Origin of the sequence: Acinetobacter sp. NyZ410, from assembly GCF_022828975.1 — a bacterium.
Classification (GTDB): Bacteria; Pseudomonadota; Gammaproteobacteria; order Pseudomonadales; family Moraxellaceae; genus Acinetobacter; species Acinetobacter guillouiae.
The window spans coordinates 1,185,970-1,206,275 of sequence record NZ_CP094620.1 but is presented as its reverse complement, the minus strand read 5'-3'; the positions used below and the strand labels follow the sequence as shown (position 1 = coordinate 1,206,275).

17 protein-coding genes and 4 tRNA genes are annotated in these 20,306 nt (G+C 38.6%); 14 read left to right on the top strand and 7 right to left on the bottom strand.

Annotation, left to right across the window (positions count from 1 at the left end):
- Position 1: 1 nt before the first annotated feature.
- The gene (ttcA, locus tag MTO68_RS05630) at positions 2-910 is read right to left on the bottom strand and encodes a tRNA 2-thiocytidine(32) synthetase TtcA (protein WP_004722379.1); all 909 of its coding nucleotides are present in this window, start codon (positions 908-910) and stop codon (positions 2-4) included.
- Between the two features lie 493 nt (positions 911-1,403).
- Between ttcA and MTO68_RS05625 the strand changes: the two genes are divergently transcribed.
- Together MTO68_RS05625 and htpX are read left to right on the top strand one after the other, a co-directional pair.
- Complete coding sequence (locus MTO68_RS05625; protein ID WP_034618062.1) at positions 1,404-2,300, top strand: lytic transglycosylase domain-containing protein; 897 nt, start codon at positions 1,404-1,406, stop codon at positions 2,298-2,300.
- Between the two features lie 312 nt (positions 2,301-2,612).
- On the top strand, positions 2,613-3,518 hold the full coding sequence (gene htpX / locus MTO68_RS05620; protein WP_004819720.1) for a protease HtpX: 906 nt from the start codon (positions 2,613-2,615) through the stop codon (positions 3,516-3,518).
- A 190-nt stretch (positions 3,519-3,708) separates the two neighbouring features.
- Here the strand turns inward: htpX and MTO68_RS05615 are convergent, their stop codons facing one another.
- From MTO68_RS05615 to MTO68_RS05605, 3 genes are all read right to left on the bottom strand, one after another.
- Positions 3,709-4,062: a bleomycin resistance protein gene (locus MTO68_RS05615; RefSeq protein WP_004819718.1), complete on the bottom strand. Its 354-nt coding sequence runs from the start codon at positions 4,060-4,062 to the stop codon at positions 3,709-3,711.
- A gap of 53 nt (positions 4,063-4,115) precedes the next feature.
- Positions 4,116-4,697 (bottom strand): DUF4112 domain-containing protein, encoded by a 582-nt coding sequence (locus MTO68_RS05610; RefSeq protein ID WP_034618064.1) that lies wholly within the window; start codon positions 4,695-4,697, stop codon positions 4,116-4,118.
- 164 nt (positions 4,698-4,861) lie between these two features.
- Positions 4,862-5,893, bottom strand: a complete 1,032-nt coding sequence (locus MTO68_RS05605; protein WP_034618059.1) for a L,D-transpeptidase — start codon at positions 5,891-5,893, stop codon at positions 4,862-4,864.
- A gap of 524 nt (positions 5,894-6,417) precedes the next feature.
- Between MTO68_RS05605 and pyrC the strand changes: the two genes are divergently transcribed.
- The 9 genes from pyrC (at position 6,418) to MTO68_RS05560 (ending at position 13,248) form a co-directional block, all read left to right on the top strand.
- Positions 6,418-7,452: a dihydroorotase gene (gene pyrC, locus MTO68_RS05600; RefSeq protein ID WP_034618057.1), complete on the top strand. Its 1,035-nt coding sequence runs from the start codon at positions 6,418-6,420 to the stop codon at positions 7,450-7,452.
- Positions 7,437-8,096 (top strand): ribonuclease T, encoded by a 660-nt coding sequence (gene rnt / locus MTO68_RS05595; RefSeq protein WP_004722393.1) that lies wholly within the window; start codon positions 7,437-7,439, stop codon positions 8,094-8,096. Before pyrC ends, rnt begins: the two co-directional genes overlap by 16 nt.
- A 20-nt stretch (positions 8,097-8,116) precedes the next feature.
- A tRNA-Glu gene (locus MTO68_RS05590) sits at positions 8,117-8,192 on the top strand.
- Between the two features lie 163 nt (positions 8,193-8,355).
- Complete coding sequence (locus MTO68_RS05585; protein WP_105713078.1) at positions 8,356-9,783, top strand: amino acid permease; 1,428 nt, start codon at positions 8,356-8,358, stop codon at positions 9,781-9,783.
- A 271-nt stretch (positions 9,784-10,054) separates the two neighbouring features.
- A tRNA-Glu gene (locus MTO68_RS05580) sits at positions 10,055-10,130 on the top strand.
- Between the two features lie 335 nt (positions 10,131-10,465).
- Positions 10,466-11,890 carry an amino acid permease gene (locus MTO68_RS05575; RefSeq protein ID WP_034618380.1) on the top strand — a complete coding sequence of 475 codons (1,425 nt, stop codon included), beginning with the start codon at positions 10,466-10,468 and terminating at the stop codon, positions 11,888-11,890.
- Positions 11,891-12,021: 131 nt separating this feature from the next.
- Positions 12,022-12,921 carry a hypothetical protein gene (locus MTO68_RS05570; protein ID WP_034618379.1) on the top strand — a complete coding sequence of 300 codons (900 nt, stop codon included), beginning with the start codon at positions 12,022-12,024 and terminating at the stop codon, positions 12,919-12,921.
- 133 nt (positions 12,922-13,054) lie between these two features.
- Positions 13,055-13,130: transfer RNA gene (locus MTO68_RS05565), tRNA-Glu, on the top strand.
- A 42-nt stretch (positions 13,131-13,172) separates the two neighbouring features.
- Positions 13,173-13,248 (top strand) — tRNA-Glu (locus tag MTO68_RS05560).
- Between the two features lie 85 nt (positions 13,249-13,333).
- Here the strand turns inward: MTO68_RS05560 and MTO68_RS05555 are convergent.
- Complete coding sequence (locus MTO68_RS05555; RefSeq protein ID WP_244015344.1) at positions 13,334-13,951, bottom strand: YiiX family permuted papain-like enzyme; 618 nt, start codon at positions 13,949-13,951, stop codon at positions 13,334-13,336.
- A 197-nt stretch (positions 13,952-14,148) separates the two neighbouring features.
- Positions 14,149-15,339 (bottom strand): putative solute-binding protein, encoded by a 1,191-nt coding sequence (locus MTO68_RS05550; protein WP_244015953.1) that lies wholly within the window; start codon positions 15,337-15,339, stop codon positions 14,149-14,151.
- Between the two features lie 378 nt (positions 15,340-15,717).
- On the opposite strand from MTO68_RS05550, the gene MTO68_RS05545 reads away from it, so the two are divergent.
- The 3 genes from MTO68_RS05545 to MTO68_RS05535 all read left to right on the top strand — a co-directional run bounded on the left by MTO68_RS05545 (position 15,718) and on the right by MTO68_RS05535 (position 19,513).
- Positions 15,718-16,302, top strand: coding sequence for a 5-formyltetrahydrofolate cyclo-ligase (locus MTO68_RS05545; RefSeq protein WP_034617481.1), 585 nt, complete (start codon positions 15,718-15,720; stop codon positions 16,300-16,302).
- Positions 16,303-16,449: 147 nt separating this feature from the next.
- Positions 16,450-18,879, top strand: coding sequence for an endopeptidase La (lon, locus tag MTO68_RS05540; RefSeq protein WP_004722406.1), 2,430 nt, complete (start codon positions 16,450-16,452; stop codon positions 18,877-18,879).
- A gap of 256 nt (positions 18,880-19,135) precedes the next feature.
- Positions 19,136-19,513: a VOC family protein gene (locus MTO68_RS05535; protein WP_034617484.1), complete on the top strand. Its 378-nt coding sequence runs from the start codon at positions 19,136-19,138 to the stop codon at positions 19,511-19,513.
- 259 nt (positions 19,514-19,772) lie between these two features.
- On the opposite strand, the gene MTO68_RS05530 is transcribed toward MTO68_RS05535, so the two are convergent.
- Positions 19,773-20,201: a hypothetical protein gene (locus MTO68_RS05530; RefSeq protein WP_004819693.1), complete on the bottom strand. Its 429-nt coding sequence runs from the start codon at positions 20,199-20,201 to the stop codon at positions 19,773-19,775.
- Between the last annotated feature and the right edge of the window lie 105 nt (positions 20,202-20,306).

Here is a 20,306-nt window from a genome sequence, read left to right as displayed (position 1 = left end):
ATCAATCTGCTGCAAAACTAAGATTTACAACATCTAAACGCTTTTTCATTTCTTCCGTATCACATTTCATATCGAATTCGCGTTCTTCATCCAATTTTTCAAAATCAAATAAATCACGGTCAGCCAATTGTGATGGTGAAACATTCTGTAATGCACCAAAAATACTGTGCAAACGTTTTGGATATTGTTTATCCCAACCACGTAGCATATCGTTTAACATGGCACGTTGTAAGTTTTCCTGAGAACCACATAAGTTACATGGAATAATCGGGAATTTACGAATTTCAGCATATTTGATGATGTCTTTTTCTTCGACATAAGCCAAAGGACGAATCAAAATGTTCTTTTTATCCGAAGACAATAATTTTGGCGGCATCGCTTTTAAGCTACCACCATGGAATAGATTCAAGAAGAACGTTGCAATGATATCATCACGATGATGACCCAATGCCACTTTGGTCGCACCAATCTCTTGCGCAAAACCGTAGAGTGAACCACGGCGTAAACGTGAACACACTGCACAGTAAGTTTTCCCTTCAGGTGTCAAACGTTTGGTGATGCTATAGGTGTCTTTTTCCAAAATATAATAAGGAATATTATTTTCTTCCAAATATTTCGGTAACACATCTTCAGGAAAACCAGGTTGCTTTTGATCCAAGTTCACTGCGACAACATCAAAGTTGATCGGTGCAATACGTTTAAATTGCAACAAAATATCAAGCAAGGTGTAACTGTCTTTCCCACCAGAAACACAGACCATTACCTTATCGCCTTCCTCAATCATTTTAAAGTCACGAATTGCATGGCCGACTTGACGACGAAGTTTTTTCAAAAGACGATAATAAGCTGAACTTGTTGGAAGCTCTGGTTTAAAATTAAATCCTTGTTCGGACTCAACTGGCGAGTACATAGACGAGATAAACCCATAAAAAAATACTGGGCAATTTTATCTGATTTGAACGTTAACCGCATCTAAAGATTTTTTTATTTTGCATCAATTTTTATCTGGTCATCTTCCTGTCGTATTTCCACATTTAAAATAGACGGCTCAGTTCATTTTTTAGCCGAAGTGCTTATCTTTTGGACTTTTCCACAGTTTTCCACAAAACCTGTGGATAAAATTGTGGATTGTTTGGGGCTTGACAAAGTTTTCTCACGCAATGATGGGCATTCTCTTTAGATTGATCATTTTTTAACCATTATATTTTATATATATTTTTCAATTGTTTAGCATAGTCAATAAATATATTTTAAAAAAAATATAAAATTTTTTTTGATTAATATGCCAACAAATAGCACTTGCTTTTTCGCGATTGTATTGTTAAAACTCAATTCATAGTTTTTCTTGTTCAATAACTTTGTTAAACTCCCAAAAATTGGGGAAATATTTTAATTACTACAAAATGAAAAAATTAATTACGGGTTCACTAGTATCTATTTTAGGGTGTATGAGCTTTGCTTCATTTACATCGCAAACGTTTGCAGGTCAAATTTATTTCTACAAAGACCAAAATGGGACAACCTTACTAACCAATCGCAAAAATTCGGATCGTTCACTGCAAAAAGTCAAAGTGACTTATTATAAAGACAGTAATATTCACAGTTATAGCAACTGGGGCAGCTCAGAATCCGCAGTACTGCCAAGTTATAGTAAAAGTAAAAACTCTTTTGACAGTATTATCCGCCAAGCTGCGCAGACCCATGGTGTGTCTGAAGGCTTAATCAAAGCAGTAATGCATACCGAGTCTGGCTTTAATACCAATGCCCGTTCTCCTGTCGGTGCACAAGGCTTAATGCAACTGATGCCTGCAACGGCTCGTCGCTTCAATGTGTCTAATTCTTATGATCCACAGCAAAATATTTTTGGTGGTGCCAAATATCTCAGTTGGTTAATGAAACGCTTTAATGGCAATACCAGTTTAGCTTTAGCGGCTTATAATGCGGGTGAAGGGAATGTCGATAAATACGGCGGTATTCCTCCCTTTCGTGAAACCCAAGACTATGTCAAACGTGTCACCAGTCGTTTAAACAACCTATATGCTGGTGGTTTAAATTTATCTGCAAATAATATTAGCACTTCAACCAGTACTGGACAAATCATTGCCCAATCAAATCAAAATGATTTCTCCAATCAAGTCGAGCCGACACCACAAATCAGCAACAGTTCAAATATTCAACCCGTAAAATATAGCTCTCGTCCAATTATTATTGCTTCTGATGGGACTTACACAGATGCTCCTGCGGGTTCTTATTCAACAGCACATGCCAGTGCGACAGCACAAATCACCATTGGCAACTAATCACTTAAGCGCTTAATATCCCCAAAATTATGTTGCTAAAATAGAAAATAATGCACTTAATTTGTGCAATTACATATTTTCAACAAATTGCTGAAAAAAATAATGTTTTCTCTAATACAGAGAATCTTTTTTTAACTTGCCTATTTTTTTAAATAAATTGCTTATCCACTATCCATTTCATTTGAAGTTGTTATTTTTTGCCCGCTAGATTTTTCCCATTATTCTTGAATTTTAATCATCTAAACCTCATATTGAATTTCATGATTTATTTAATACGTCATATTATTTATTATTTATAAGAGGATTCTCTCCATGATGCGGATTGGTTTGTTTTTGCTAACCAACCTCGCGGTACTGGTTGTAGCTGGCATTATCCTATCATTATTAGGTGTTGGTAGTTACTACGGCGCTGGCGGTCTTAAATTAGGCAACCTGATGGTCATCTGTTTAGTGTTTGGTATGGTAGGTTCTTTAATCTCCCTATTTATGTCCAAATGGATGGCGCTAAAAACCACAGGTACTGAATTAATCGACCCGAATGCTCCTCGTAACCAAGCCGAAGTTTGGTTATTACAAGAGGTTGCTCAACTTTCACAACGTGCTGGTATTCAAATGCCAGATGTTGGTATTTTCCCATCTTATCAATCCAATGCATTTGCTACAGGTTGGAACAAAAACGATGCGCTGGTATCGGTTTCAACAGGTTTGCTCGAACGCATGAACAAAGATGAATTGCGTGCCGTACTTGCGCATGAGATTGGTCACGTTGCCAATGGTGACATGGTCACATTATCCCTTATTCAAGGTGTAGTGAACGCCTTTGTAATGTTCTTTGCCCGTGTGGTTGGTGATTTTATTGACCGTAATGTCTTTGGTCGTCAAGATGGTGAAGCGCCTGGATTGGCTTATTTTGCAATTACCATCGTGCTTGATATCGTCTTCGGTATATTGGCTTCGGCAATCGTAATGTGGTTCTCTCGCTATCGTGAATACCGTGCAGATGAAGCTGGTGCTCAACTTGCAGGTAAAGAAGCCATGATTTCCGCTTTATTGCGTCTACAGGCTGAATCTGAAATGCCAGATCAAATGCCAAAAGAAATGAAAGCTTTTGCGATCGCAGAAGGTAAAGAGCAAGGTTTTAGTTTGGCTGCTTTATTCCAAACTCACCCAAGCATCGAGCAACGTGTTGCCGCTTTACGTCAACTTAATTTGCCTTAATCTATACACGCTCGCTCAATCGCAGTGATCTAATAGAAAAACAAAGCCTCCAATATGGAGGCTTTGTTTATGGGTACATCATATTCTTAATTTTTGCTTGTTCGATATTTAACCTGCAATTGCTATCTTTCTTATTTATTTACTATCTTTCTTTCAATACCAATACCAATACCAATACCAATTTGAGGAATTAATCTAATTGGATACAACGGATTAAACTTCCATTCGGATCAATCACACAAAACATATCAATTTCTTCGAGATACTGGATTTCTGTTATTCGTGCTTCTGGGAATTGTGCCCAATCTAAGCCTTGCCAAAAATGAAACAGATCTTGCAAGACATGTGTTCTTAAGCAGGCACTAAACCATGATTCTTTTGGATTTAAATTGGGGTGATGGAAAAACTCAACCAGCAAACTGTCCTTACTTAAGATCATCCATTCTGCGGACTGATAATCACACTGAAAACCTAAGAATGCATAAAATTTACGAGTATGATCAAAATCAATAGCAGGAAGGTTTGCCGAAATATAATCTTGCATGATCACCTCTGAATTTTAATATCTACATTTTCAAATCAATTCAATGTTGGAATCTATGCACGATAGCTTTGATACCAATCCCATAACATATTTACGCCAAACCACATCGCAAGTCCAATCAGGATCAAAACAATCAAGCCTAAAATATCGGGAATATGAATCCAAATCCAAGCAATGACAGGATTACGCCAAAATGCTGAATGCTGTTGCTTTTGTTCTAGCTTCTCATGTAAAAATGGGTGAACCACATGATCATCGCTGTAAATCTGATATTCTTCTTGAATATGGTCATGTACAACGTCTAGGGCTTTACGACTGGGCCGGATAAAAATATCAAATAAGGTTCCAGCAATCGGTATACATCCCACAACGCCGTCAATCACAGCCAGTTTTAATACCCCGTTGAGCTTTGCTTGAGGCACGCCAATCTGTTTGGCTTTATAAACCGCATAACAGGTCAACACAAAACCCGCGACATCACCAGCAATCGGTATGGTACTGAGTGCGGCATCTGCCCCAACTCCTTGTTTGGTAAATGGAATACGCACCACTGAATCCATCATATTGGCAAATTTAGCCAAATCTCGTTCAAGTTTAATGACTTCTTGAGTAGATAATTTTTTTTCTGTACCCATAAAGATTTCAATTTTTTGACATGGTGAAGTTAAATTGATCATACCCAATAAATTCAGTATGTTGTGTATAAGTTTAATATTTACAGTAGCAAAATCTTATCAATACAATAAAAAAGGCTGAGCGCTCTTTTAAACTACTCAGCCTTTCTGGATATACAACGGGATTAATCTAAGAACTTAACCACAGTCCCCGGTTGAACCTTACGACCTAAATCATTGGCATCCCAATTGGTCAAACGAATACAACCATGAGAAGCGGTCTTTGAAATTAATGAAGGATTCGGCGTACCATGAATACCAAATGTCGGTTTACTTAAAGCAATCCACATATTGCCAACAGGACCATTTGGACCAGGCGGTAATGCCAGCTTTTGACGGTTGCTCCCTTGAACAAAGTTTTTCGGGTTATAACCATAGACAGGGTTTGCGGCAACTTTAATGACCTTATGCGTCCCTTTCGGGGATGGTGTACCAGAACCCCCAATTGTGGCAGGAAAAGATGCAATCATTTGATTTGCACTATTGTATAAATAAAGTTGTCGCGCAGGCTTATGCGCAATAATTAAGGCCACACCTTCAGGCAAATCATTGCGTACAATCGGTACATTGATGGTTTCGCCTACTTTTTTAAAGTTAGCTTTTGGATTGAGTTGTTTAAGAAAGTCTTCATCAATATGAAACTTTTCACCTAACATTTCAGTCACACGGGTGTAATACAAACCCGGCATTTTTGCTTGTTGGGCATAATTTCGCGGAATTGATTTGGCATAAGGCCCTTTAATATCCGCTGCAGTAATTTGATAAGTTCCAAACGCTGCGGATTTTTGATTTTTTAACAAACTGTCCCAAGTCTGTTTATCCAGTTCACCACTAATCGGTAAACTTTTAATCTGTTGATACGCAGCAAGTGCTTTTAAAAAGTTCTTGCCACTTTTACCGTCGATTGGCCCTGGCGAAGCATGTAAATTATTGAGCATCACTTGTGCACGGGCATAAACGGGGAATTGCCCTCTGCCAATATTTTCTGTCCAATTGGCGGTATTGATACTATTGATTGACCAATCTTGTTTTAAGTCCGCTTTTATCGCTTCTTGACTTTTATCAGCTTTAACATTTTGTTTGGCAAAAATTTGACTTTGAATATTTAAACCCACAAGACACATGATGCAAATCAGGTTTGGCAGAAACTTGCCCATATAAAGCTCTCTATTAACTCAATATTATAATTGATGTACTTATCTAATAAACTATTGTATTACAGACACATAGTATACTGATCTCGAACAATAAAAGCGACGTCACACACACCTTGAACGATCATTTATATTCTCAAGGCTTTAAACACAATTGTATAAGATCAATAGCGTGTTTATTCATAAAATGAAAATTATGTATGCTGGAAGTTTATCTTTGTATGACTTTATTATCATTTTTTAAGAAAAATATGCAATAGTACATTTTGACTATTTAATCATTTAAAAACGGTAATTTTAAAATAAATTCAAATTAAGCAATTGAAAATCATTGCCATGTTATACAGTTGTAGATTTTCTACTCAGCATTAGCACCCAATCATGACACACACATGACCAATCCGAACAAAATATAAGCTTTAGATTTGTTTTTAATCATTTAATTTGAATTATTGATTAGAAATAGCTGTTATCATTTTAAAGTGTTATAGATTATCATCTCATTTATTTTGTCAGTAAGAATTGCCTTGAATACGATCACTTTGCTTCAGCCAGATGACTGGCATGCCCACCTGCGTGATGGTCTTGCCTTAAAACGTACAGTTCCAGATCTAGCCAAACAATTTGCCCGTGCGATTTGTATGCCGAACCTCGTTCCACCTGTGAAAACTGTAGATGAAGCGAATGCTTATCGTGACCGTATTATGGCACATGTCCCTGAAGGGGTTGATTTTGACCCACGTATGGTACTGTATTTTACCGACCATACTTCTCCAGATGAAGTTCGCAAAATCAAAGAGTCTCAATTCGTCAATGCAATTAAACTCTATCCTGCTGGTGCAACAACCAACTCGGATAATGGTGTCAGTGACATTCGTAAAGTCTATGCAGTGATTGAACAGCTTGAAGAACATCAAGTGCCATTACTATTACATGGTGAAGTTACTCATCAGCATGTGGATATTTTTGACCGTGAAAAACGCTTTTTAGACGAAGTACTTTCACCGTTACTGAAACAATTTCCGCAATTAAAATTGGTGTTAGAACATATTACCACCAGTGAAGCCGCGCATTTTGTGCTTGAACAAGATCGTAATGTTGCTGCGACGATCACACCACAACATTTAATGTTTAACCGTAATGATATGTTGGTCGGTGGTATAAAACCGCACTTTTATTGTTTACCGATTTTAAAGCGTCAAACTCATCAACAAACTTTACTTGAAGTTGCCACAAGCGGTAGCCCTAAGTTTTTCTTAGGTACTGACAGTGCGCCACATTCTAAAAATGCCAAAGAGAATGCATGTGGTTGTGCAGGTTGCTATAGTGCACCTACAGCAATTGAGCTTTATGCTCAGGCTTTTGATCAAGTCAACAAAATCGAACGCCTAGAAGGTTTTGCCAGTATGTTTGGTGCAGACTTCTATGGTTTGCCTCGCAACACAAATAAGATTACCCTTGTGAAAGAAGAGCAGGTAATCCCTGAAAGTTTAGATTATTTGGATGGTGAACACATTATTCCACTTTATGCTGGAAAAACCATCCAATGGAGAAAGGTGTGACAACTGAAACATTACCTGTGATTGGACAACGCTTTCGTGGTTTTTTACCCGTTGTGGTTGACGTTGAAACAGCAGGTTTTAATGCAGATACCGATGCATTGCTTGAAATCGCATGCATCCCGATTGTGTATGATGCTGAAGGAAAATTTGTTCCAGGTGAAGCACATCATGCACACATCAATCCTTTTGAAGGTGCAAATTTAGATCGCCGTTCTTTGGACTTTATTGGTGTAGATCCATTTAATCCAATGCGTATGGCAATGGCTGAAGACGAGAAAACAGCATTAAAGCGTATTTTTAAGGCGGTTAATGAAGTGCGTCGTCAGCAACATTGTACCCATGCGGTCTTGGTCGGACACAATGCCCATTTTGATTTAGGCTTCCTAAGAGCTGCAATTGCGCGAACTGGCAGTAAAAATCAAAACCCTTTTCATAGTTTTTCTGTATTTGATACTGTGACTTTAAGTGCGGTCATGTTTGGTCAAACTGTTTTGGCTAAATCATGTATTCAAGCTGGAATTGAGTTCGATGGTAAAGAGGCTCACTCGGCCTTGTACGATACTCAAAAGACGGCTGAACTGTTTTGCTATATTTTGAACAAACTGGCACCTCACTTACTTGACAATTTGGTGGCGGATCAATAAGATATCGCCATCTTCTAAACGACCCTATCGTCTAGAGGCCTAGGACATCGCCCTTTCACGGCGGTAACCGGGGTTCGAATCCCCGTAGGGTCGCCATCTAATTATTCTTATAATTTCTTTCTCTCTTTTTTGATCTTCTTGATTCAATTATTTTATTTCATCCCTTTTCTTTAGACTTTAGAAGCTGACGGTTTATTTTATTTTGTCAATTTTGGCATTTTAATCTAAAATATCTCTTTAAAGTTCAATGACATCAAATATGCAATCACCTGATCAATCGAATCAGCACACTGTCGCTGATGGGCAAACTATTGTCTTAAAAAGATCCATGACCAAACGCCACCTGATCATGTTGTCATTAGGCGGTGCAATCGGTACAGGCTTATTTTTAAGTTCAGGTGAAGTGATTGCACAAGCTGGACCGATTGGTGCAGTGATTGCCTATATCATCGGTGGTTTAATTGCCTATATGGTGATGCTGTGCTTAGGTGAACTTGCGGTCAATCAACCTGTAACCGGATCTTTTGGTGCTTTTGCAGCTAAAAATATTGGACCGGGTACAGGCTACATGGTGTCGTGGATGTACTGGCTTGGCTGGTCTGCCACCTTGGGGACTGAATTTACCGCAGCAGCCATGCTAATGCAGGAATGGTTTCCAACAACCTCCATCTGGTTATGGACCTTGGTCTTTATTGTTGCCGTCTTGATTTCCAATCTAACCTCAACACGCTTTTTTGCAGAGTCAGAGTTTTGGTTGTCTTTTGTCAAAGTTGCAACGGTATTGGTATTTATCTTACTCGGCCTAACCGCAATATTTGGGTTAATCCCCTTCCATGGTCATGAAACTGCACCTTTATTCAGTAATTTAACCGCACATGGCTGGCTACCCAATGGTTTATTTCCTATTTTTGCCACCATGCTGATTGTAAATTTTGCCTTTAATGGTACTGAGATGATTGGGATTGCTGCTGGTGAAACTGAAAATCCTGAAAAAAATGTCCCAAAAGCGATTCATGCTGCGGTTTGGCGATTAATGATTTTCTTTGTTGGTACTATTATTGTCATCAGTTCATTATTGCCCTATCAAGATGCTGGCCTAGCCGCGCATGGTGAAGGGATCAGTAATAGTCCCTTTGTTTCTGTATTTAACTTGATTGGAATTCCTTACGCAGAAGACATCATGCGTTTTGTGATCATTACAGCGCTTTTGTCCACTGCAAATTCAGGCCTATATGCGGCATCTCGTATGATGTGGGCGCTTTCAATTCAAAAACAATTACCTCGAGTTTTTTCCAAACTGACCAAATCAGGTACCCCTGTTGTTGCAATTTTTGTGACCATGATTGGAGGTTTACCCGGTTTACTGTCGGAGCAATTTGGCGCAGATGTCATCTTTAAAAACTTACTCGGTGTGGCAGCATTTACCATGGTTATCGTGTGGATGAGTATTTGCTGGAGTCAGTTTAATTTCCGTCGTAAATGGCTGGCCAGCGGTAAAACACTGGCTGATTTAAAATTTAAAACGCCGTGGTATCCAGTCGTACCGATTCTTGGCTTTATTACCTGTACCGCAACTGGTTTAAGTATGGCAGCAGATCCGGAAATGCTTTCTGGCTTTATTGGTTGTTTAGTGTTTATGGCAGCATGTTATGCAACTTATTACTGGCTTTATCATCAGAAAAATTAAGTCGCAGTGTAAATCACTGATCAGCCCGTATTCATACGGGCTTTTCTATTTTAAACTTTTAACCAACAGCATAATTTTTAAGTGATTCATATATAAATCAAGCCGTTTTTATTTGATTTGGATTCTTCTAAAAAACAAAAAATAGCTTTATGGCTAAATTAAAAACAAATACATGATGATTCGCTTATAGATTCATCAGTTAAACGCTTTTTCGATAAATCCATTTTGACAAAAATATCTTTTATCCTTAATATACGCATCACCTCATTACGACCCTATCGTCTAGAGGCCTAGGACATCGCCCTTTCACGGCGGTAACCGGGGTTCGAATCCCCGTAGGGTCGCCATATTTGAGATTGTTTCCAACATAAAACTTTCTCGTAAAAAAGCCTGAGCAATACGACTCAGGCTTTTTTATATCTATAGTATTTTAAAGCAGTTAAAAACCACCATCCCGTCATATTTAAAAGATTGTTTTTTCACCAATAATCTGAATTTTTAATTTAAAATAATCAGTGCAGAGTTAAATATAAATAATTGATTTAAATATTTATTTATAAAAACCATAAAATCACGGTGATTTATAGTATTGCTTATTGAGCATTAGCAACACTCAATCATTGCACTATTTATGAATTGGGCTAAAATAGCGCGCTTCTTGTTTTATTTCCATCTGAAGCTTATGCAGTCATCACCAAATCAAAATGATGCTCAGGTATCATCTAATTCTTCACCACTCAAACGAGCAATGAGTACTCGTCACTTGGTGATGATTTCGCTTGGTGGTGCAATCGGTACAGGGCTTTTTTTAGGTTCTGGTGAAGTAATCTCACAAACCGGTCCGATTGGTGCCATTATCTCTTACATCCTCGGCGGTGTAATTGCCTATATGGTAATGCTGTGCTTAGGCGAACTTGCGGTTCATATGCCTGAGTCTGGTTCATTTGGTACTTATGCACAACGATACATTGGTCCAGGTACCGGATACACCGTTACTTGGCTGTATTGGCTAACATGGTCAGCAACACTAGGCACTGAATTTACTGCTGCGGCTTTGTTAATGCAAGAATGGTTTCCGCATATCTCGATGTGGTTATGGACCCTGATTTTTGCAGCAATCGTGTTTGGCTTAAATATGAGCTCAACCAAATGGTTTGCCGAATCTGAGTTCTGGCTCTCTTTGGTTAAAGTCATCACGGTAATCGCTTTTATTCTTTTTGGTCTCTTGGCAATTTTTGGGATTTTAAATTATCAGGGACATACTTCAGCACCGTTATTTAGTAATTTGACTGATGAAGGCTGGTTCCCACAAGGTCTATTCCCAATCTTCACCACCATGTTAATCGTGAACTTTGCCTTCTCCGGTACTGAGTTGATTGGCGTTGCTGCGGGTGAAACTGAAGATCCTGCGAAAAATGTGCCTAAAGCTATCAATACTGCTATTTGGCGTTTATTGATTTTCTTTGTCGGTACAATCATTGTCATTAGTGCATTGCTACCTCACCAAATGGCAGGATTACATGCTGAAGGGGTCAGTAGCAGCCCATTTGTTACCGTATTTGATCATATTGGTATTCCATACGCAGAAGACATTATCCGTTTTGTGATCATCACTGCATTGTTGTCTGCGGCTAACTCAGGGCTATTTGCAGCGTCACGTATGATGTGGTCGCTCTCAGCCAAGAAACAGCTTCCAGCATTATTTTCTAGGGTCAATGCACGCGGTATTCCATATATTGCGGTGATTGTCACCATGTTCGGTGCATTACCTGGTCTGCTTTCAGAGCAATTTGCACCTGAAACTATTTTTAAAAACTTGTTGGGTGTGGCTGCGTTTACCATGGTTGTGGTGTGGATGAGTATTTGTCTGAGCCAGTTTAATTTTAGACGTCAATGGTACAAACAAGGTCATACCAAAGCTGAATTAGGCTTTGCTGCGCCATTGTTTCCAATTGTGCCGATCTTAGGTTTTATCTTCTGTTTAATTACCTGTATCAGTATGGTATTTGACCCTGAGATGGTGGTGGGCTTTATTTGTTGTTTAATCTTTATTGCCATTTGCTATATCAGCTACGCATTTTTATATAAAGATCAATCACAACCCTAAACAAGATCTAACTGATCATGCCTAAACAAAAAGTGTAGCCATTGGCTACACTTTTTGTACATTCATAGATAGTCAAAATCAGTTTAAACTCGTAATTTAATAGCTAAACATAACAATCTATAAAAACCCCAATGAAGATTATTTTTATTCATGGTATGAACCAGCAGAATTATAATGCTGAGAGTTTAAAGCAACATTGGGTTGATATTCTTCAACAGGGAATCGATGAACTTAAACTGCCTATTTCAACCGCACAATTAGATATTCGCTTGGCTTTTTATGGCGATTTAATCAGCAAACACCAATTAAGTAATCGCTTTGACTTAGAAAGCTTTCTGCCTAAATCATGGGTAAACTTCCACTTTCATAAACATACAACAACGCCAGCCACGACAACTTTAAATGTCGCTCCCGCAATTCCAATACTGCCCTACTTCATGCCTGAGCATGACTTAAAACTGTCTAAACGCTTGTATTTGGCTTCGCAATTGTTAAAAGATAAGGCGCTTAAAGAGTTCTCTTTAATTTTAAATAATTTTCCAAAACTCCATGAAAGTCTGATTCATAAATTTCTGATCGAAACTTATTTATACCTCGCCAATCCTCAGTTTATGGATGAAGTCCACCAACGGATACTGGCCAGCTTAGAACCCGATCAACCGCATATTATTGTTGCGCATTCGTTAGGAACCGTGATTGCCTATAATCTGTTACAACAGCTGCAAGCAAACTACCAGATACAACGCTTTATTACCTTAGGCTCACCACTCGCCTTTAAAGTGATTCAGTCTAAACTAACACCACCCATCAAAAGACCAAATTGTCTAAATGGTGATTGGCATAATTTCTATTCACCAGATGATTTTTTAACCGCTTTTCCGTTGATCAATGCACCCTTTGACTTTCAACCCGCAATTTTAAATACCGCGATTTCAACGTTTATTCATACTCCTCATCAAATCGCAGGCTATTTACAACATCCTGCGGTGATTCAAAATATTTTAGATCCCATTCTGTACCCCAAGCCGTAATAATGGTCTTAATTTTAACCACTTTGCTCATATTGCTTTGTTTTTATCCATATAAACGCAATTTCAGTTTTTATTGTGGAAAAAAGTTTGACACCTGCCGGTATTCGCCCTAATATACGCCCACCTCTGAAACGACCCTATCGTCTAGAGGCCTAGGACATCGCCCTTTCACGGCGGTAACCGGGGTTCGAATCCCCGTAGGGTCGCCATTAATTTAATGGTTTAGTTTCAAGTGTCTGCCTCAATTTATTGACCCTATCGTCTAGAGGCCTAGGACATCGCCCTTTCACGGCGGTAACCGGGGTTCGAATCCCCGTAGGGTCGCCACATTCAAGAATGTATGTATATACCGCTTCTTATAAAAAACCTGAGCATCATGACTCAGGTTTTTTTATGTCTGCTATATTTTCAATCAATTCAAGCCAGCAACCGAGTCAACCATTTTCAATTTCTTTGAATTAAAAATTGCACTTGGCGCAATCACAGTTTCTCGCAATGGAATATGCTGTCCATAGCGTTGTTGCATAAGTGCTTTAACACTTCGATCTGTGAGATCAAAACTTGGTAATTTTTCCAAGGGCGCCAATTCTATTCCTAAAGCATATTGATAAGCTTTCCATACAATTTCAGAGCAATAAATTGCGTCATCATTCCATTCAAAATAAACATCATAGGGTTTATTTAAATAAGTCTCGGCCTGTTTGACTAACTTGTGTTGTTGCTCAGCAGTCAATTGAGGTTGATAACGCTTTACGACATAGGCTTTATTTACACCACGATTGATCCATTGTTGAAGCGGTGTATATTTCACAGGCTGAATCGCCTCCAAAACCAAAGTTTGTCCTTGTTTCATCACGATCATTCCCATGTGGCTATATGGCGAATGGGTGGCTTTTTGAATCACAAGACTTTGTGCAGATTTAGAGCTATGAAAAATAATATCTCCTGTCTGATACTCTGCGGCATATATCGAATTAACGCAAAACAACACTGTCAGTAACAAGAGTTTGAATGGTTTTTTTAACATCATTTAAATCTTAATTTTAATCTTCTTTATCTTGGATTTAATCTAACAGAGTAGTAAAGCATTGCCTAAACTTTGCAATAAAAAAGGAGCAAAATAAACTTTCATTTTGCTCCTTTAACTTTTAATTCAAATCAAAAACATCAGCTGTTTGTAATTTTGCTTTTGACTTAATCCATCATCAAAACAAGAGCAAAACCCAATCATTCATCATTTAAAGCACATTCAAAACTACTTGGGGTTTGACCACATCGAACCTTTTTCAAAATTTTCATCATTGCCGGGTCATAGAAGCCTTCTTTGGTCATCTGAATACGTGCTTCACGCATAATCTTGATATAGCCCGGTTTATCCGCTTCACGAATATCAAACCAATATTTATCTGGAACTTCTCGCTCCAGTTTATCGACAAACTGAAATGCTGGGCTGAGTTGTTTAGAAATCATTTCCCGTGCGATTGGTCCCATACCTGCAGGGAACTTATTCCGATGCATGATTAATGTGCCTGTCACCTGTATCAAAGGAAAGCGAATAATGCCACCGACCACATTGCCATTTTTATCGGTCATGCCCTTTTTCAATTCTAAAGGCTTAAATAACAAAGCAGGCCCCGCCATAATATCGACTTCTTTGTTATTGAACTTTCCACCCACGGTTAATAGATCAACAGAAACAGGTTGTGCACCAACATTTTGCACCAACTTCTTTTGAGTACCGTCAAAGTTCATGACTGCCACTTTTTTCCCTGCTGCTTTTGATAAAGTATCAATACGACGATCATTGACCATGATATACGCAGCACCTAAAGGAACAATCCCCACCACTTCATAATCACGATTGACCATTTTTGCATCGTACTCAGGCCGTGCAAGTAACTGGATCACGGTGGTTAATTGCTTATAGTTTTGTACTGCCCCAATGGCATCAATACTGCCAACAAACGGATTAAACTGACGTGCGCGAATGTTACTGATTCCAGCACCATCACAGCGTTTACTGCGGAAATCCTCAGTCAATACACGTTCATCGGTATAAACTCTTAAATTAATATCCGTAGAAGCGGTTTTCTTTAATTTTGGATAATTTAAATCAATATGCATCGACAATTTGGTTGGACGGGTAATTTTCATATCCACCCCAAATTCCTTAGCAATCTGTGTAATTCGTGGCAATTCACTGATATAACTGGTCGCTTGTTCAAAAGCTTCACTATTGGCGCCATCAGGAGAATACACACACAGCGTGACTGTTTTGGGAATCTGTTGCCAAACTTTTGGATCATTCATTAAGGTTTTAATTTTATTTTTTGAATGTGCAGATAACTCAAGATCCAATTTTGGCGCTGCTGGAGCGGCATAGCTCATCAGCGGTAAACTGCTTGCCAATGCGAGCATTGAGATAACAAACCGCCGTGACAAGGTATGAGATTGTTGTTTTAGCTGACTTTGCATGGTGTTTTCCTGTTTATTTTCGTGCTTATCCATAATCATCACTCACGTGAATTTCTTCTCAGCCTAATTGAAGTGCTTTCATTTGCAATTGACTGAGCAAAATCCTACATTTGTCAGAATAGATACTCTGGACTTAAAATGTAGAACATCAATATTTAATCTTGTTTTATCAAACGATTAGAATAATAGCTTAAAACCACCCATTTATCGCAAACTCTGATGAATAAAAGATAATCAAAATAAAATCTTGATCATTTCCTTATAAATGCTGTTTATCAATTCATTGTATACTGACAACAGTTTAGTTTTAGCATTCAGAACATGGATCAAAATTCACAACTGCGTAGATCTTTAAGACAACAACGACAAAAGCTGACCCGTAATCAACACACAACGATTGAACGGCAATGCTTTAAGCAGATGCTACGCCATCGCCATTTTTTGAATGCGCAGAAAATCGGATTATATTTAGATGCTTTTGGTGAAATTCAAACCAAATTGCTTATCGAATATTGCTGTGCGATTGGAAAAACCGTGTATTTGCCCATGATCTGCAATATGAACAAAAAACTGGTTTGGGTCAAAATATCAAATCGGCAGTTTCGCAATCGACGCTTTTCTTTACATCGTCTTGGGATGTTAGAACCTATGGCAAGTCGTGCTAAACATATTTCAATACTCGATCTGGTGGTCATGCCTTTATTGGCCTGTGATTTAAAAGGTAGCCGTATGGGCATGGGAGGCGGTTTCTATGATCGAACGCTTGCATCAGCTACATACCGCCCACATCGGCTTGGTTTAGCCCATGATTTCCAGTTACTCACCCACGAGCTTAAAAGAAATCCGTGGGATCAGCCCTTAGACAGCCTAATTACCCCAGCAAAAACCTATTATTTTCGCCGTTAAATTGACCAATAAATGCAAATAGGTTTATTTGTTAATCAAATAGTTGCGATTTTTTAAACTTTTTATTTGGCAAAGCCCTTGTAATTTTTGAAATACACATCACTATAAAAAACATGGCAACACCGTTGTCACTCATTAGGAGTGCCCATGTCTGAGATTATTATGAATCAAGAAAACTTAGAGCCACAGGTTCCAAGTGTATTACCGCTTTTAGCGTTGCGTGACGTGGTTGTGTACCCACATATGCAAATTGCGCTATTTGTGGGTCGTGAAAAATCGATCAATGCAGTTGATGTGGCTCGTAACAGTGACAATTTAGTATTTGTAGTTGCGCAAAAAGATTCGCTTACAGAAGAAATTGATCACGACAACTTATATCAATATGGTACCGTCGCAAAGATTGTACAAGTTGTGAATCATGAAAATGATGAAAACTGTATCAAGGTACTGATTGAAGGCTTACATCGTTCTAAGCTGGTTGAGATCATCGACAATGATGAATACTTATCGGCTGAACATGCATTAAGCCCAATGACCATATCTGTAGATAAAGATACTCAAGCAACACGTGTAGAAGAATTACGTGCACTGTTTTCACAGTATGCAGAAGCCAAATTACGTAATGCACGTGAATTGATTGCAGCAGCAAATAAAATCGACGATTTATTACAATTGTTGTTCTTTGTTGCAACCCGTGTACCTTTAAATATCGATGTAAAACAAAAATTCCTAGAGCACGATGAGTTTGAAGCACACTTACAAGAGCTAATGACTTATTTATTGCAACAATCTGAAGAACAACAGATTGAGCAAACATTGCATGACTCTGTAAAACGCCAAATGGAAAAGAACCAACGCGAATACTTCCTCAATGAGAAGATGAAAGTCATTCAGCGTGAACTTTCCGATATGAATGGTGGTGCGGAAGATGATGTTGCTGAAATTGAAAAACGTTTAGCGGAAGCTGATTTACCTGAACATGTACGTAAAAAAGCTGAAAATGAATTCCGTAAACTCAAAGCCATGCAACCTGCGTCAAGTGAGGCTGCTGTTGTACGCAACTATATCGAGGCGATTTTAGATACGCCTTGGAATAAAGCCAGCAAAGTCAGCATTAACTTAGCCAAGGCTCAGGAAATTTTAGATACAGACCACTATGGTTTGGATGAAGTTAAAGAACGTATTGTTGAATACCTTGCGGTGCAATCACGCGTGAAAAAACTTCGTGGTCCAATCCTTTGTTTAGTTGGTCCTCCTGGTGTTGGTAAAACCTCACTCGGGGAGTCAATTGCCAAAGCAACTGGTCGTGAATTTGTTCGTATGGCACTCGGTGGTGTCCGTGACGAAGCAGAAATTCGTGGTCATCGTCGTACCTATATTGGCGCGATGCCGGGTAAAATTGTGCAGTCGTTGACTAAAGTTGGCGTTAAAAACCCACTGTTCTTGCTCGACGAAGTGGACAAAATGGCACAGGATTATCGTGGTGATCCAGCTTCTGCCCTGCTTGAAGTACTTGATCCATCACAGAACAACAAATTTAACGATCACTACTTAGATCTTGATCTTGACTTGTCTGAAGTGATGTTTATCTGTACTGCAAACAGCATGAATATTCCGGAGGCTTTATTAGACCGTATGGAAGTAATTCGTTTGCCGGGTTATACCGAAGACGAAAAAGTCAATATTGCAGATCGTTACCTTGTTCCAAAAGCAATCAAGAACAATGGTTTGCGTGGCAAAGAATTGACTGTTCATGAAGAAGCGATTCGTGACATTGTGCGTCGTTATACCCGTGAAGCTGGTGTACGTAGCCTTGAACGTGAAGTATCGAAGATTGCACGTAAAGTGGTGAAAGAATCAGTCAGTAAGAAAGCGAAAAACTTACATATTGATGTCACTGCTGAAAACTTACCTGAATATTTAGGTGTGCATAAATTTGATTACGGTATGGCAGAAGAAGAAGCTCAAGTGGGTCGTGTAAATGGCTTGGCATGGACTTCTGTCGGTGGTGAGTTACTAACCATTGAAGTTGCAGCTGTAAAAGGTAAAGGTAAATTTATTACTACGGGTTCACTCGGTGATGTAATGAAGGAATCGATTACTGCGGCAATGACTGTGGTTCGTACACGTGCTGATGAATTGGGTATTGAAGCTTCTCGTTTTGAAGAAACTGATGTACACGTTCACTTACCTGAAGGTGCAACACCGAAAGATGGACCATCTGCAGGTTTGGCATTAACCACTGCTCTGGTTTCGGCATTCACTGGGATTGCAATTCGTCCTGATATTGCAATGACAGGTGAAACCAGCTTAGGTGGCCGAGCAATGCGTATTGGTGGCTTAAAAGAGAAACTTTTAGCAGCACATCGTGGTGGCGTTAAACTGGTGTTTATCCCGCAAGAAAACGTTCGTGACTTAGCTGAAATTCCTCAGAACGTGAAAGATGGTTTGGAAATTAAAGCAGTGAAAAGCATCGATGAGATTCTTCCGCTTGCTTTGGTTGAACAACCTACGCCATTGGTCAAAGCACCAATCGTTAAAGCGGTTGATGAAGGCAAAAAAGCTGCACGTCATTGATCCAATGATCGAAAAAGAGAACGCTTCGGCGTTCTTTTTTTGTGTTTATAATCTATTGTTTCTTTAAGTTTTTCTTGAAATATTGATTAAAAAATAAACTTATTTACAAAATACAGCTGCTCTTGAGTTAAGTTTGTCATAAGCTAATCACAATAAAGTCTAAAAATAGAGTTTAAAGGCTCAACTGCCCTTAAGCTTATAAATACAGCCATATATGGTCATAAAACCGATAACAGCAAAATAAAAGGACACGTTTATGTCAAATCCAGTGTGTTGGTTCGAAATCTATGTCAATGATATGGCACGAGCTAAATTATTTTATCAAACGGTGATTGGTGTTGAGCTGAGTTTACTCAGTGATCCAAATGATTCATCGGTGGAAATGTGGACATTTCCATCGGATATGAGCCAATACGGTGCAACAGGCTCATTGGTTAAAATGGAAGGCATTTCTGCTGGTGGAAACAGTACAATTGTCTATTTCAGTAGTGAAGATTGTGCCATTGAAGAAGCCCGAGTAGCAGCCGCTGGCGGTCAAGTTCATCAAACAAAAATGTCGATTGGGCCTCATGGGCATATTGTTTTGGCGATTGATACTGAAGGCAATATGTTTGGTATTCACTCAATGAATTAATCGTGAGTGAACTCAACGACTGCTGCTAATTTAAAATTGGCAACTAAACTGGTTGAAAATTATACGAACATCCTCATATATAAATTATACAAGTATGCGCGCTGTAAGTGTGGTTACTTAACGTCGATTTGGTCTCCAGACAGATCAACGTTAAAACACAGTCCTACCCATTTTGGACTGTGTTTTTTTATGGGTAACTTAGGGCTGATTACAAAAGCTTATCCCAGAAAAACGATCTATTGACTTAAAACGTATAGATTTATGACCGGTTCTGCTGCCATTGTGCATATTTTTGACTAATCACTACTGCCATCAAATCATAATTATCCCATGTATCATCCACAGCATAGGTATCTGTCAAACCTTTAGCATCAACTAAGATTTCATCATAATCTTTAAAATATTCATGACTCTCATAATAGGCTTGGGTAAATTCAAAGCCTTGTTCATTTAAATCTTCTTCCCAAAATTTTTCATCGCACATATTGATCAAAAACTGCCGTCCAGTCATTTGACGTGTGCGGACTTGTTCTAATTCATCTACACTTTCTTCTTGATGAAACTCACCTTCCAATTGGTTATTGATAATCCAGGCTAAATAAATTCCAATATGTGTCCCACCATTTTCATATGGAAAGCCTGCTTGCTCTGCGGATTCGCCATGCCAATCAATACGATCTATTGCCATTATTTATTTTTCCTTGTGATTATTTATTTAGATCTTTAAACAGTATAAACACTTATTTTATATTTTTTAATCCAAAAACTAAGCAATTAAAGATAAAAAAAGCCC